Consider the following 13,169-nt stretch of genomic DNA (forward strand, 5'->3'; position numbering starts at 1 on the left):
AAAGGAGATTTCCCGCCATGGCCTCACCGCAACGCCTCACCGACCGCAAGCGCGTCGCCATCGTCGATGCAGCCATCGCCGAGTTCCGCGAGCACGGTTTTGATGCGACCAGCATGGACAAGATCGCCGCCACGGCCGCCGTTTCCAAGCGCACCGTGTACAACCACTTCCCCAGCAAGGACGAGCTGTTCGCGGAAATCCTGCAGCGCATGTGGGAAAGCAGCATGGCCCAGCCTGCCGTGCCCTATGTTGCCGACCAGCCGCTGCGGCCGCAGGTGCTGGCATTGGTCGAGCAGAAAATGGACTTGCTGTGCGATCCGGCCTTCATCGACCTGGCGCGCGTGATCTTTGGCGAAACCATCCACTCGCCTGCGCGCGCGCAAGCGATGGTGACGCGCCTGAATGAAAAGGAAACGGGCCTGAATATCTGGATCCGCGCGGCGCAGCAGGACGGGCGCATCAAGGCCGGCGAGACGCTGGAAGTGGCCCACCTGCTGATGTCGCCACTGAAGACCTTTGCCTTCTGGCCACAGATCACCCTGGGTGAGCCTCTGCTGGGTCCGGCACGCCGGCACGAAGTGACGGAGCTGGCCGTCGATATCTTCCTGTGCTACTACGGCGTGGCAAAACAGACGGCATAGACGGGCGGCAAGTGGGCAGACAGCGTCTGCCAGTGTTCGCCGCCATCGCCCGAATACCAGGCGCCGCCCGTGGTCGACGCCATCAGCAGGCTGCGCCCATCGTCGGCCAGCGCCAGCCCGTGGCGGTACACCAGGTCGTAGCAATGCTGCTGCGGCAATCCCGCGCGCAAGACGTCGAAGGTCTTCCCGCCATCGCGCGTGCGCGTGACGGCCAGCGCGCCGTCGAGCGGGATGCGCAGCACGTCCGCCTGTGCCGGCACGAACCAGGCCGTGTCGCCATCGCGCGGATGCACGGCCACGGCAAAGCCGAAATGCGACAGCGGCGCCGTCGTCACTTCCTGCCAGTGCCAGCCCCCGTCCTGCGAGCGCCAGATGCCGTTATGGTGCTGGCACCACAGCACCTCCGGCGCGCCGGCGCTGCGCACGATGCGGTGCGGGTCTTGCACGGCCTCGTTTTCATCGAGCTCGGGCGGCATGTAGTCGGCGCGCATGCCCGTCGCGCTCAAGGCCCAGCTGGCGCCGCCATCGACCGTTTGCCAGACGCCGCCGCAGGACACGCCGACCAGCACCTTGTTGCTGTCGCGCGGATCGACGCAGATGCTGTGGATGCCGGGCACGTCGTAACCGCCGCCAAACCATTCGGCCCGCTGCGGCACGTTCCACAGCGCGTCCACCAGTTGCCAGCTGTCGCCGCGGTCGCCTGAGCGGAACAGGCCGCCCGGCAAGGTGCCCGCCCACAAGACGCCGGGCTGGTCGGCCCCGCCGGCCGCCAGCGACCAGATCTGCCGCAAGGTCCAGTCCACCGTGTCGCTGCTGTCTGTGGGCTTGGCGGGATAGGCGGGCACGGCGATTTCGCGCCACGCCCCGCCGCCGGCATCCAGGCGGTGCAGCTTGGCGCCGAAATGGCCGAGGTTCAGGGCCGCATACAGGGTGCCGTCGCGGCCATCGTGCAACAGCATGGAGACGGGGTCGCCGGCAAACTGCACCAGCGCCAGCTGCCAGGCGCCGGCCGCATCGACATCGAACTGGAACAGGCCCTTGCGGGTGCCGAGATACGCGCGTTGCGGGACTCCTGTCATGGCGTCAACCTCCGGAAAGTGCCTGCAAGATATACACCTGGCTGTCGGGCAGCAAGGCGTCGTCAAGCACGCGCCGCTCGCGGCAGCGCGCGCCATCGATGAAGATCACCACATTCGGACGCAAGGCCCCCTGCTCGTCGAGCACATAGCCACGCAGGCGCGGCTGCTGCGCAAACGCCGCATCGAGGGCGGCGCGCAGCCGTGGCGCGGCCACCTGCACGGTGGGAACGTCCAGGAAACGTGCCAGTTGCCGGGTGAAATGCAGCTGCGCCATGCTGTCCTTGACGTCGTCGGCCAGCCCTCATTCTAGTCCGCTTTGCCGACGATACAATGGTGCATGGCCTAAAATAGGGCCACGCACACAAGGAGGCCAGGCATGACGATTACCCCGGAAGAACTAGCGGTGCTGATGCAGGAAGTGGAAGTGGCCGATCCCATCGATTTTGCCGACCTGCCGTTCGACGAGCAGGAATTGCGCGGGCTGATCGCCAACCACCTGTGCGAGATGGCCGACGCCATGGAAAGTTTCAGCCCGGAAGACCGCAACCTGGCCCTGCTGGCCGTGGCGGCCAAGCTGGTGCTGGAAAACCTGGTCTTGCACGTGCAGCTGCTGCGCCGCCACGGCTTGCCCGTCAGCGACAGCGTGGAAGCGCTGCTGCAACGCCTCAAGGGCGGCAAGCCGTCCTGAGTTAATGGCCCGTGCGCACGGCGCGCGCCTGCAGGGTGAGGTCGCTTTCCGCCACGGCCACGCAAGGCAGGATGTAGCCGTCGAGCCGTTCATCGGGGCTGATGCCGGGCCAGTCCACCGTGTAGCGCACCTGGCCCGCCGGCATATGGCAGAGACAGGTGCGGCAGGTACCGTTGCGGCAGGAACTGAGCAGGCGGATGCCGGCCAGCTCGGCGGCGGCCAGCAGAGTCGTTCCCGCCTCGGCCGTGAATTGCCAGCCCTGCGGGACGATGGTGATAGTAAAGGTGGTGACGGTCAACGGTGCGCTCATGGCGCCAGTGTAGCAGTCAGCTTGCCAGGGTCGTCCAGCGGGCGCCATCCGCATGGCTGCGCAGCACGGCCTCGGCAAAGGCCAGGCCGGCCACGCCATCGGTCACCGTCGGCAGCCAGCGGGCCGCTTCCGGCACGGGCAAGCCCGCTTGCAGGGCGCGGATGCGCAGGGCCGCATCCAGGTACAGCTGGGCAAACGCTTCCAGGTAGCCTTCCGGATGGCCGGCCGGCACGCGCGTGGCGTGGCGCGCCGCGGCGCTGTCGACGCGGCCCGGACGCAGCAGCTGGCGGTTGCCGCCCTGCGGCGTGAACCACAGTGCATTCGGCTGTTCCTGGTCGAAGTCCAGCTGCGCCTTGCTGCCGAACAGGCGCAGTCGCACCGTGTTTTCGCAGCCGGTCGCCACCTGGCTGGCCCACAGGGTACCTTTTGCCCCGTTCGCATAGCGCAGCATCACCTGCACGTGGTCGTCCAAGGTGCGGTGCGGTACAAAGGTCGACAATTCCGCCAGCACGGCATGCGGCGTCAAGCCGCTGACGAATTGCGCCAGGTGATACGCGTGCAGCCCCACGTCGAGCAGCACACCGCCCGGCCCCGCCTTCTGCGGGTCGTTATGCCAGTTGCCGTCGTTCATGCCGCCCGCCGCGATGGCGTCGGCCAGCCAATCCTGCGAGTATTCCACCTGCACGAGGCGCAGTTCGCCGATCTCGCCCGCCTCGACCATGGCTTTCGCATGGCGCAGCAGCGGATAGCCGCTGTAGGTATGCGTGAGCGCGAACAGCAGGTTTTTCTGCTGCGCCAGCGCCGCCAGCGCCTGGCCTTCCGCCAGCGCAATGCCGAGCGGCTTGTCGCAGATCACGTGGATGCCCGCTTCCAGGAAGGCCGTGGCGACGGGCGCGTGCAAATGGTTGGGCGTGACGATGGCCACGGCCTCGATGCCGTCCGCGCGCGCGGCCTCCATCTGCGCCATGGCGCGGTAATCGCTGTAGCAACGCTCCGGCGCCAGGTGCAGCGCGGCGCCGCTGTCCCGCGCGCGCAGCGGGTCCGACGACAGGGCGCCCGCCACCAGCTCGTACTGGTCGTCGATGCGCGCCGCGATGCGGTGCACGGCGCCGATGAACGCGCCCTGCCCGCCCCCTACCATGCCCAGCCGTAAGCGTCGCTGCATGTCGTCTCCTTATTTCAAGCCAAGCAAGTGATGAATTTGATCCTGGTCAACCGCGCTGCCGGCGAAATCGTCGAACGCGTGCTCGGCCACATGGATGATGTGTTCGCGGATGAAGCGCGCGCCCTCGGCCGCGCCATCCTCGGGATGCTTCAGGCAGCATTCCCACTCCAGCACGGCCCAGCCGGGAAAATCGTATTGCGCCATCTTCGAGAAAATCGCCTTGAAGTCGATCTGCCCGTCGCCCAGCGAGCGGAAGCGCCCGGCCCGGTCCTGCCAGTCGCCATAGCCGCCATACACGCCCTGGCGCCCGTTCGGCCGGAATTCCGCATCCTTGACATGGAACGCCTTGATGCGCGCATGGTAGATGTCGATGAAGGCCAGGTAGTCGAGCTGCTGCAGCACGAAGTGGCTGGGGTCGTACAGGATGGACGCGCGCGGATGGTCGTCGACGGCGGCCAGGAAACGCTCGAAGGTCACGCCGTCGTGCAAGTCCTCGCCCGGATGCAGTTCATAGCAGAGGTCCACGCCGGCCGCGTCGAAGGCGTCGAGGATGGGCAGCCAGCGTTTCGCCAGCTCGGCAAATGCCGTTTCCACCAGGCCGGCCGGGCGCTGCGGCCACGGGTACAGGTAGGGCCAGGCCAGGGCGCCGGAAAACGTCACATGCGCCTTGAGCCCCAGGCGCTGCGAGGCGGTGGCCGCCCACAGCAGCTGCTGCGTGGCCCAGGCCGTGCGGGCCGCGCTGTCGCCGCGCACCTGCTCGGGCGCAAAGCCGTCGAACAGCGCGTCGTAGGCGGGATGCACGGCGATCAGCTGGCCCTGCAAGTGCGTCGACAATTCCGTCACCTGCAAGCCATGGCGCGCCAGCAGGGCCACCACGTCGTCGCAATACTGCTGGCTGGCGGCCGCTTGTTGCAGATCAAACAGGCGCGGCGCCGTCGGCAGCTGCAAGCCCTTGTAGCCCAGGCCGGCCGCCCATTGCGCCAGGTGCTCGAGCGAGTCGAACGGCGGCTCGTCGCCGAGAAACTGGGCCAGGAAGATGGCCGGGCCCTGGATGGTTTTCATGTCAATGTCCTGTTAACCCAAACCGAAACCCGGGATCGTACCCTGAGGATACGACCCCGGCCCTTGTTGTGGGGTGTCGTTAAAAAGGCGAGTTCGGAAAGTAAAACTGCTTGGCGTTCTCGCGCGTGATCAGCACCGACGGGATGATGGTGTTGGCCGGCAATTTTTCACCTTTCAGCCGTGCTTCCGTCGTCAGCTTGATGGCGTCGTACATGAACTTCGGCGAATAGGATACATCGGCCACGATCTGCGGGTCGGAACCGTCCATGATCTTCTTCACGGCGCCTTTCGCACCCGCGCCGCCGAACACTTGCTTGATGTCCGTGCGCTTGGCCTGCGCGATGGCTTTCTGCACGCCGATGGCCATGTCGTCATCGGCGGCCCAGACGGCGTCGATGTGCTTGAAGCGGGTCAGGTAATCCTGCATGACCTTGAAGGCATCGTCGCGGTTCCAGTTGCCGTACTTGGCATCGAGCACCTTGATCTCGGGATGGCCCTTCATCACGCCGGAAAATGCGTCGAAGCGCTCGTTGTCGAGCGTGGTCGGCATGCCGCGCAGCACGACGATATTGCCCTTGCCATTCAGGCTTTTCGCCAGGTACTCGGCCGGCAGCTTGCCGAAGGCCGTGTTGTCGCCCGCGATGTAGGCATCCTGCGACTGCGTATTCGTCAAGCCACGGTCCACCACGGTCACATACACGCCCTTGTTCTTCACCTGCGCGACGGGCTGCGTCAGCGAGGCCGACTCGATGGGGAAGATGACCAGGGTGTTGATCTTGTTCACCGTCAACATGTCCTGCAGCTGGTTCGCCTGCTCGGGCGCCGTGGCGGCCGTCTTGACGATGATCTTCACGCCGGGATGGGCTTTTTCCAGCTCCGCCTTGGCCTGGTTCGCCCACCACACGATGCCCGAGGTAAAACTGTGCGTGGCCGTGGGAATGGCCACGCCGACGACCAGCTTGTCCGCAGGCGCCGCCGCCTGCGCACTCGGCAGCGCCCACGCCTGCATCACCAGCACTGCCATCCCTGCTACCCGTATAAAGCTCTTCATGCTGCTCTCCTCCAAGGTTGTGGGCGCCCGTTGGCTGCCCTTTCAGAACGCCGCCGTATTTTTATTTGCGGCCTCGCTGCAGGAAGGCGACGGCGATGATCACCACGCCTTGCACTGCGGCATTCAGGTAGACACTGATGATGCTGGTCAAATTCAGGATATTGCTGATCACGGACAATAAAATGGCGCCGATCACGGTGCCGACGATGCGCCCCTCGCCGCCCTTCAGGGCCGTGCCGCCGACGACGACGGCGGCGATGGCCTCGAGTTCCCACAGCAAGCCCGTCGTCGGCGTGGCCGAGCCCAGGCGCGGCACGTACAGCACGGTGGCGATGCCCACGCAGATGCCCAAGAGCATGTAGGTGGCGATCTTCACCTTGTCGACGTTGATGGCCGCATAGCGCGCCACTTGCTCGTTGGAACCAATCGCCTGCACGTGGCGGCCAAAGGTCGTGCGGTTGAGGATGATGGCGCCGGCCGCCGCGACGAATAAAAAGATCCAGATCGGTATCGGCGCGCCCAGCACGCTCGTGTAATACACGGGGCTGTACAGCTCGGACAGGGTGGCGTCCAGGGTCAGCGCGCCGCCGTCGGCTAGGTAGGTGAGCACGGCGCGGAAGATGCCGAGCGTGCCCAGGGTGACGATGAACGGCTCGATATTGCCCTTGCTGATCAACAAGCCATGCATCAGGCCGAAGCCGGCGCCCAATACCAGGGCCATGGCAATGCCCAGCACCAGCATGGTGATCGGCGCCAGGTTGCCCCCCGCGCCTTGCGCCAGCGCGTTCATGAAGTAAATCATGCAGCCGGCGATCAGGGCCGCCATCGAGCCCACCGATAAGTCGATGCCGCCCGAGATGATGACGAAGGTCATGCCGACGGCGATGATGCCGATGAAGGCCGTGCGCGTGAGCACGTTCATCAGGTTGTCGAGGGTGGCGAAGTCGCCGTTGAGCAAGGTGCCCGCGATGCACAGGGCCAGCAAGCCCAGCACGGGGCCGAAACCCTTGATGCGCGCGCCCAGTCTGGCGATGCTGGCACCGGTGGCGCCGGTGGATACGGTGGTGTCAGTGCGTGCCGGTTGCATGGGCAATCAACTCCTCTTCAGTCAGGTGGTCAGCGGCCAGGGTAGCCTGCAAGGTGCCGGCGCGCATCACCGCCACGCGGTGGCACAGGCCGATCAATTCGATCAATTCCGAGGAAATCACGATCACGGCGCGCCCTTCGGCGGCCAGGCGGTGGATCAGAAAGTAAATGTCGCGCTTGGCGCCCACGTCCACGCCGCGGCTCGGTTCATCGAGCACGACGACGCGCGGGTCCGAATGCAGGTATTTCGCCAGCGCCAGCTTTTGCTGGTTGCCGCCGGACAGCATGCGCGCGCGGCTGTCAAGGTCGCCCGTGCGGATATTGAAATCCAGCACCGCCCTGGCCAGCGCCGCCTTTTCCCCTGCCACATCGAGCCACGGCCGCGCATAGCGCTCCATCGTCATCATGGTGAGGTTTTCGCGCAAGCCCAGGTGCACGTGCAAGCCTTTTCCCTTGCGGTCTTCGCTCAGGTAGGTCATGCCGTGCTGCATCGCTTGCCTGGGGCTGCGGATATCGACGGGCTGGCCATTGAGCTGGATCATGCCCGCGCTGCGCGCACGCAAGCCCAGCAGCGCCTCGAACGATTCCGTGCGCCCCGCGCCCACCAGGCCCGCAAAGCCCAGCACTTCGCCGGCGCGCACCTCGAACGACAGGTTTTTGGACCAGCCCGGCACGCTGAGCCCATCGACTTTCAGGAGCACGGGCGCGTCGGGTGCCAGCGCCACTTTGGCCGGGAACATGTCGGACAATTCGCGCCCCACCATCAGGTTCGCCATCTGCTGGCGCGTGAGGCTGGCCGTCGGCTCGCGCGTGACGAAACGCCCGTCGCGCATGACGATGACCTCGTCCGTATTGCGCTCCACTTCATCGAGCTTGTGGGAAATATAGAGGATGGTCACGCCGTCGGCCTTCAGCTGCGCCATCACGGCGAACAGGCGCTGGGTTTCCAACGACGTCAGCGTGGCCGTCGGCTCGTCCATGATCAGGAAGCGGGCGCGGCGCGACAGGGCCTTGGCGATTTCCACCAGTTGCTTCTCGGCCACGATGAGGTCGCGGATCTTCGTATCGGGCGACACGTCCAGGCCCACCTGTTTCAGGTAGCGCGCTGCCTGCTCGCGCATGGACGCCTCGTCGAGCAGCCAGCCCTTCGTTTTCTCGTGGCTGAGGAACATGTTCTGCGCCACCGTCAGGTGCTCGGCCAGGTTGAATTCCTGGTGGATCAGCACGATGCCGGCCGCTTCGGCGGCGCGCGAGCTGGCAAAACGCTGGGGCTGGCCATCGATCAGCAGCTGGCCTTCGCTCGCGGCTTCATAGCCGGCAAGGATTTTCATCAGGGTCGACTTGCCGGCGCCGTTTTCGCCCAGCAAACCATACACGCGCCCTGGCGCCAGGCTGAAACTGACGCCATGCAGCACGCGCACGGGGCCGAAATCCTTGCAGACCCCCTCGAAACCGACGGCAACGCTCACTATGCACTCCCTCGCAGAATTAATCGATGTTGCAGCAGCACGCCCGGCACATTGGCCGCCGGATCCGCCAAGCGTTGCAGCAGCAGGCGCGCCGCCGTCTCGCCCAGCTCGCGCATCGGCTGCGCGATGGTGGTCAGGCCCGGCGCCATCTGCGCGGCGATGGCGATATCGTCGAAGCCGATGACGGCCACGTCTTCCGGCACGCGCTTGTGCAACTGGCGCAGCGCGCTGAGCACGCCGATGGCCAGGGTGTCGGAGACGGCAAAGATGGCCGTCGGCGCATCGGGCCCGGCCATCATTTCCAGCGTCGCCTGCGTGCCCGCTGCGTAATCGAGGCTTTGCACCGTGTGCACCCACTGCGGCTGCACCGGCAGGCCGGCGGCGGCCAGGGTGTCGAGGTAGCCTTGCTGGCGTTGCCGCGCATACAGGTAGCGCTCGTCCGAATTGATCAGGCCGATGCGCGTGTGGCCGCGCGACAGCAAATGCGCGACGGCGTCCGAGGCGGCGCGGTGGTTGTCGATGCCCACATACGGCACGGCCACGCCGGGATCGAATTCGCAGCACGCCACCCATGGCAGGCTCACCGACTCATGCGACAAGGCATGCTGCACCGTGTCCGGATCGAGGCAGATGGCGCCATCGGCACGGTGCATGCGCAGCAAGTCGAAATACGAGCGCTCGCGGCCCGCGTCGGCGCCCGTGTCGCACAGCAGCACGAAATAGCCGTGCTCGCGCGCCACCGTGTCGATGCCGCGCACGATCTGCGCATAAAACGGGTTGCCCACGTCGGGCACCATGGTCAGCAGCATGCGGCTCTCGGCCGTGCGCAGGCTGCGCGCCAGGTGGTTCATGCGGTAGCCGAGGGCCGCCACGGACGCCAGCACCTTCGCGCGCGTGGGCGCCCGCACGCCGCTCTGCTCGTTCATGACGCGCGAGACGGTGGCCACCGACACGCCCGCATGCGCGGCAACGGCGCTGATGGAGACGGTTTCTGTGGGCAAAGATGATGGAACGGCTGCTGACATGACGGTTTTGAATAAAATGTAATCGATTACATTTATATGCCAGACCACTAGCCGATGCAAACATTATCGATGCTGCGCTGCGCAAAAAATGGGCAGGAACAGGAACAAAAAACGGCCCTGCGCGGGCCGTCGATGCAGGTGCCGCATGGGGAAGGACAGGCATCTGCTGCACGGCAAAATGGCCGCGCAACAGATCAGGGACAATTTACTGCATCATCGCGCAAAACGTTTCGGGGTTGCCGTCAAGAATGACGCCGCTGGGCCAGCGGTGATTGCGCTGTTGCGCGCGCAGCAGGGAGGCGGCCAGGGCCGAGTCGCCATCGACGGCGTAGACAAAGACGGGCATGTCCAGGCTGGCCGCGTCGCCGAGCAGGGTCGGGTTGGCGTCCAGGCTGCGCGCATCCACGTGCACGCCGACGGGCATGCCGATCTGCTGGCGCACGCGCTGCAGCCACGGCTTGTCGAGCTTGGGCGCGCGGGCATTCTTGGCGATAAAGCGGCTGACCTTGTTCGTGCCGGCCGCCGCCTGCGCGTTGCGCGGGTCGAACACGAGCAGCCCCAGGTAACCGTCCGGGTCGGCGCGGCGCGCGCACGCCAGGTTGTTCGGCACGCCCGACGTCAAGAACCAGTTGCCATGCTTGATGTTGCCGCGCAACTGCGCCACCAGCGCGCCGATCGGCGCGCACGAGGGCACGACATCCTTGATTTCCGCATTCAGGGTCTTGCCGGGAAAGGCCGTGGCCAGGTCGGCGATATCGCTGACGAAGGGCGGCGTCTCGGCCGTCAGCACGCCGCGGTTTTTCATGCTGGCGGCGCGCCAGTCGTCGGCGTTCAGTTTTTTCACCGTGCGGGGCGAGCCCGTGTCGACCACCCGGCCCGTCAACAAGTCGTGGTGCACGACCCAGTTGCCGTCGCCCAACAGCTGCAAATCCGTCTCGACGCCATCCCAGGTGCCGAAATACGTGTTGCGCAGGGCGCTCAGCGAGTTTTCCGGCGCATTGCCGGCGCCACGGTGGGCATGCACCTTCATGCCCAGGCAATCGGCCTGGACGGCCGTGCTGAACATGCAAAGCAGCAAGGCCAGTGCGGCCGCCTTATTTTTGGTGTGCGTGATAGCCATAATGAATTCCCTGCAAAACATGGGTGCGGATCGCTTCGTTGACGGGGTAGCTGTAGCCCTGGCCGACGGCCACAACGTGCGTGATGTTGGCCAGGATGGCCTTGCCCGCGATATTCCAGCGCGTGCTGTCGGGTTCAGGCTGGCGCGTCCAGTCCAGCATTTGCCGGAACAGTTCGCTGCGCGTGACGTTGTTGTCGAGCACGGACAAGACCCCCCAGGTGCCCGCGAACGCCGTCGCCAGCACGCCCGTGGCGATCCAGGCGGAACGGCGGCTCAGCTGTCCATCGGCGCCCGCCTGCTCGCCGCGGCGCATGGCCAGCAGCAATAATACGACGGTAGCGATCAAGTACAGCAATTTCGAGAAATGGCCGATGGCGCCCAGCAGGGAAAAGAACAGGGCCACGGGCGGCACGATGGCGGCGCGCGCCGCTTCCTTGCCTTCATGGAAGAACCTGCCGCCGTTCTCGAAATCCGTGCGGCTGGCGCGGTATTCCACCAGTCTTTCCGCCGTCTGGCGATCGAGGAACTGGTCGAACAGGCGGCCGAACTCGGCCGGATTCGCATACGCGGCCTGCACCGCGGCGCCGGCCGGCAACTTCAAGGCCTCGCGCAATTCCGCCTGCACGCCGGGACGGGCGACAAAGGCGGCAAACGACAGGCCCGGCGGGATGCGCTCGCCGCGCACGGAGACGCCCTTGCTGGCCGCCTCGGCCGTATAGCGGCGCTTGACGGCGGCGCGGAAGCCCCGCTCGTCGTCCGTCTTCCAGTTGGCGGGCACGGGCACTTTCTTGCGCACATTGTTGACGACGGCCGCCTGGCGCCGCATCGGCACCGAATGCGGTTGCCAGCCCCGCCGCGACAGGCTGCTCACGTATTCCTGCCACGACGATTGCTGCTTGGCACGCAAGCCGGCATCCGTGTCGGGAATGATGCCCGCATACAGTTCCCACTTGCCGGCCAGCTCACGCATCGCTTCTTGATATTTGTCATAGTAGCCAGCCGGGCCACCGGCCACCTGGCGCACGTTGGCGCGCACCAGCTGTTCCTTGGCCGGCCCCATGCGCTCGTCGAGGTGCTTCACGGACACGGCCAGAAACGGAAACAGGGCCAGGAAGGATTTGCCTTCCGGCTTGGCGAACAGGGTGGGATCATCGACCAGGCCCTGCAGCTGCAAGCTGCCGCCTACCAGCGAGCGCTGCAGCAAGGTGGTATTGAAGGCCATGCGGCGAAATTCCGCGTCGCGCGTATTGACCAGCACGTTCACCGTGGTTTTCAGCACGCCGAAGACGACGCCGGCCGTGGCCACGCAACAGACGATGATTTTTATCCAGCCGGGGCCAGTGCCGCCCTTGCCGCCATTTTTCAGGCGGCGGCGCCACATCAGTTGCAGTACCACCAGCGCGGCGGCGATGCCGGACAGGCTGCGGCCATAGAATTCCACCCCTTCCACGTCTTCCGGCTTGACGTTGCCGCCCACCACGTCGAGCAGTCGGGCATTGAAGCCCAGCTCGAAGCACAGGTAGATGATCGTCAGGACGATCAGGATCAAGGTCTGCCGGATTTGCAGACTGCGCAAGCTTGCGGCCATCTTATTTCCTCAAATCGATGACGACGGGCTTGATCTCTTCCGTCTGGAAACTCATGGCGGCCGGCACGCGCGAGGCGCTATCGGCAGCGCGCGCGGCTGGGGCTGTCATGACCGGCGCGTTGGGCACCGTGCGCGCGGGTGCGGGCGCTTCCTGCACCACCTGGCGGCGGTTCTTGCCGGCCGCGCGGCTCGTCGCTTTCGGCGCCGGGGCAGGCGCCCGCGTGGCGGCCGGCGGCGCGGGAATCACGCGCCCGCTGTCATTGCCGGGCAGAGTGGCGATGGCCGGGCCCGTCGCGCGCAAGGCGTCGTCGGCAAACGGCTGGGCACGCGTATCGACGCCGGCCGGCACGGGCACGCTGGCGTTGAGCAGGCGGTTGTCTGCATACACCATGCGCGACAGGCGGTTGTGGTTGGGAAAATCGATATTCAGCGATTTCCCGTCCGCCGCCAGCTCCACGCGGGGCCGGTCCTTGCAGTTGCCAACCGTCCACTGCAGCACGTCCGTGCCCTGGAAGGCCAGCACTTCATAGCGGTAGGCGCAGCCGCGCTCCTGGGTTTCGACGATCACCACGGTGCGCTCGCCCACGTTTTCCACGCGCGCCACGCGGGCCGTGAGGGCCTTATCCAATGGCACGACGCGAAACGCCTGCGACAACTTGATCGAATACTTGCCTTTCGGATCCTTGCGCAAAGTGCCTTCCGTGCCGTCGCGCAGGCGGAAGGTGGAGATCGGCGTGCCGAACAGCTCTGCCGTATCGAGGCCCACCATCACGCCGCCACGGCCATTCGGTGTCATGGCGCACCCCGTCAACAGGATGCCGGCGGCCACGCCGGCGATCAACTTGCGCCAGTGCGCAGATGCAAAATTCTTATACGTTGTCATGC

14 protein-coding genes are annotated in these 13,169 nt (G+C 65.8%); 2 read left to right on the forward strand and 12 right to left on the reverse strand.

Annotated elements, in window-relative coordinates; all coding sequences use genetic code 11:
- The first annotated feature begins 17 nt into the window (after positions 1–17).
- Entirely contained in the window at positions 18–641 is a 624-nt protein-coding gene (locus AC1RDJ_RS09275) for a TetR/AcrR family transcriptional regulator (protein WP_071325782.1), read from the forward strand.
- Here AC1RDJ_RS09275 and AC1RDJ_RS09280 read toward each other — a convergent pair.
- Entirely contained in the window at positions 614–1,720 is a 1,107-nt protein-coding gene (locus AC1RDJ_RS09280; RefSeq protein WP_071325783.1) for a WD40/YVTN/BNR-like repeat-containing protein, read from the reverse strand. The genes AC1RDJ_RS09275 and AC1RDJ_RS09280 overlap by 28 nt on opposite strands.
- Before the next feature lie 4 nt (positions 1,721–1,724).
- Positions 1,725–1,994: a MoaD/ThiS family protein gene (locus tag AC1RDJ_RS09285; protein ID WP_071325784.1), complete on the reverse strand. Its 270-nt coding sequence runs from the start codon at positions 1,992–1,994 to the stop codon at positions 1,725–1,727.
- Between the two features lie 102 nt (positions 1,995–2,096).
- Here AC1RDJ_RS09285 and AC1RDJ_RS09290 point away from each other — a divergent pair, with 102 nt between their 5' ends.
- Positions 2,097–2,408, forward strand: coding sequence for a hypothetical protein (locus tag AC1RDJ_RS09290; protein ID WP_071325785.1), 312 nt, complete (start codon positions 2,097–2,099; stop codon positions 2,406–2,408).
- A 1-nt stretch (position 2,409) separates the two neighbouring features.
- Here the strand turns inward: AC1RDJ_RS09290 and AC1RDJ_RS09295 are convergent, their stop codons facing one another.
- The 10 genes from AC1RDJ_RS09295 to AC1RDJ_RS09340 form a co-directional block, all read right to left on the reverse strand.
- On the reverse strand, positions 2,410–2,718 hold the full coding sequence (locus tag AC1RDJ_RS09295) for a 2Fe-2S iron-sulfur cluster-binding protein (RefSeq protein ID WP_071325786.1): 309 nt from the start codon (positions 2,716–2,718) through the stop codon (positions 2,410–2,412).
- A gap of 16 nt (positions 2,719–2,734) precedes the next feature.
- On the reverse strand, positions 2,735–3,883 hold the full coding sequence (locus AC1RDJ_RS09300) for a Gfo/Idh/MocA family protein (RefSeq protein ID WP_493027268.1): 1,149 nt from the start codon (positions 3,881–3,883) through the stop codon (positions 2,735–2,737).
- A 9-nt stretch (positions 3,884–3,892) separates the two neighbouring features.
- Positions 3,893–4,945, reverse strand: a complete 1,053-nt coding sequence (locus AC1RDJ_RS09305) for a sugar phosphate isomerase/epimerase family protein (RefSeq protein ID WP_493027269.1) — start codon at positions 4,943–4,945, stop codon at positions 3,893–3,895.
- Positions 4,946–5,024: 79 nt separating this feature from the next.
- A complete protein-coding gene (locus AC1RDJ_RS09310; RefSeq protein WP_071325789.1) occupies positions 5,025–5,996 on the reverse strand; it encodes a substrate-binding domain-containing protein in 972 nt (323 codons plus the stop codon).
- A 61-nt stretch (positions 5,997–6,057) separates the two neighbouring features.
- The gene (locus tag AC1RDJ_RS09315; RefSeq protein ID WP_071325790.1) at positions 6,058–7,083 is read right to left on the reverse strand and encodes an ABC transporter permease; all 1,026 of its coding nucleotides are present in this window, start codon (positions 7,081–7,083) and stop codon (positions 6,058–6,060) included.
- Entirely contained in the window at positions 7,064–8,551 is a 1,488-nt protein-coding gene (locus tag AC1RDJ_RS09320; protein WP_493027270.1) for a sugar ABC transporter ATP-binding protein, read from the reverse strand. Before AC1RDJ_RS09320 ends, AC1RDJ_RS09315 begins: the two co-directional genes overlap by 20 nt.
- Positions 8,551–9,576, reverse strand: coding sequence for a LacI family DNA-binding transcriptional regulator (locus AC1RDJ_RS09325; RefSeq protein ID WP_493027271.1), 1,026 nt, complete (start codon positions 9,574–9,576; stop codon positions 8,551–8,553). The genes AC1RDJ_RS09320 and AC1RDJ_RS09325 overlap by 1 nt, the downstream gene beginning before the upstream one ends.
- 205 nt (positions 9,577–9,781) lie before the next feature.
- Positions 9,782–10,696: a glycerophosphodiester phosphodiesterase gene (locus AC1RDJ_RS09330; protein ID WP_071325792.1), complete on the reverse strand. Its 915-nt coding sequence runs from the start codon at positions 10,694–10,696 to the stop codon at positions 9,782–9,784.
- Complete coding sequence (locus tag AC1RDJ_RS09335) at positions 10,671–12,284, reverse strand: hypothetical protein (protein WP_493027272.1); 1,614 nt, start codon at positions 12,282–12,284, stop codon at positions 10,671–10,673. The genes AC1RDJ_RS09330 and AC1RDJ_RS09335 overlap by 26 nt, the downstream gene beginning before the upstream one ends.
- 1 nt (position 12,285) lies before the next feature.
- Positions 12,286–13,167 carry a hypothetical protein gene (locus AC1RDJ_RS09340; protein WP_493027273.1) on the reverse strand — a complete coding sequence of 294 codons (882 nt, stop codon included), beginning with the start codon at positions 13,165–13,167 and terminating at the stop codon, positions 12,286–12,288.
- Between the last annotated feature and the right edge of the window lie 2 nt (positions 13,168–13,169).

This window comes from Janthinobacterium sp. GW822-FHT07H10 (assembly GCF_058798675.1).

Coding starts and splice junctions, on each gene's coding strand:
- AC1RDJ_RS09275 (WP_071325782.1), top strand. CDS start 18: ATGGCCTCACCGCAACGCCTCACCGACCGCAAGCGCGTCGCCATCGTC.
- AC1RDJ_RS09280 (WP_071325783.1), bottom strand. CDS start 1,720: ATGACAGGAGTCCCGCAACGCGCGTATCTCGGCACCCGCAAGGGCCTG.
- AC1RDJ_RS09285 (WP_071325784.1), bottom strand. CDS start 1,994: ATGGCGCAGCTGCATTTCACCCGGCAACTGGCACGTTTCCTGGACGTT.
- AC1RDJ_RS09290 (WP_071325785.1), top strand. CDS start 2,097: ATGACGATTACCCCGGAAGAACTAGCGGTGCTGATGCAGGAAGTGGAA.
- AC1RDJ_RS09295 (WP_071325786.1), bottom strand. CDS start 2,718: ATGAGCGCACCGTTGACCGTCACCACCTTTACTATCACCATCGTCCCG.
- AC1RDJ_RS09300 (WP_493027268.1), bottom strand. CDS start 3,883: ATGCAGCGACGCTTACGGCTGGGCATGGTAGGGGGCGGGCAGGGCGCG.
- AC1RDJ_RS09305 (WP_493027269.1), bottom strand. CDS start 4,945: ATGAAAACCATCCAGGGCCCGGCCATCTTCCTGGCCCAGTTTCTCGGC.
- AC1RDJ_RS09310 (WP_071325789.1), bottom strand. CDS start 5,996: ATGAAGAGCTTTATACGGGTAGCAGGGATGGCAGTGCTGGTGATGCAG.
- AC1RDJ_RS09315 (WP_071325790.1), bottom strand. CDS start 7,083: ATGCAACCGGCACGCACTGACACCACCGTATCCACCGGCGCCACCGGT.
- AC1RDJ_RS09325 (WP_493027271.1), bottom strand. CDS start 9,576: ATGTCAGCAGCCGTTCCATCATCTTTGCCCACAGAAACCGTCTCCATC.
- AC1RDJ_RS09330 (WP_071325792.1), bottom strand. CDS start 10,696: ATGGCTATCACGCACACCAAAAATAAGGCGGCCGCACTGGCCTTGCTG.
- AC1RDJ_RS09335 (WP_493027272.1), bottom strand. CDS start 12,284: ATGGCCGCAAGCTTGCGCAGTCTGCAAATCCGGCAGACCTTGATCCTG.
- AC1RDJ_RS09340 (WP_493027273.1), bottom strand. CDS start 13,167: ATGACAACGTATAAGAATTTTGCATCTGCGCACTGGCGCAAGTTGATC.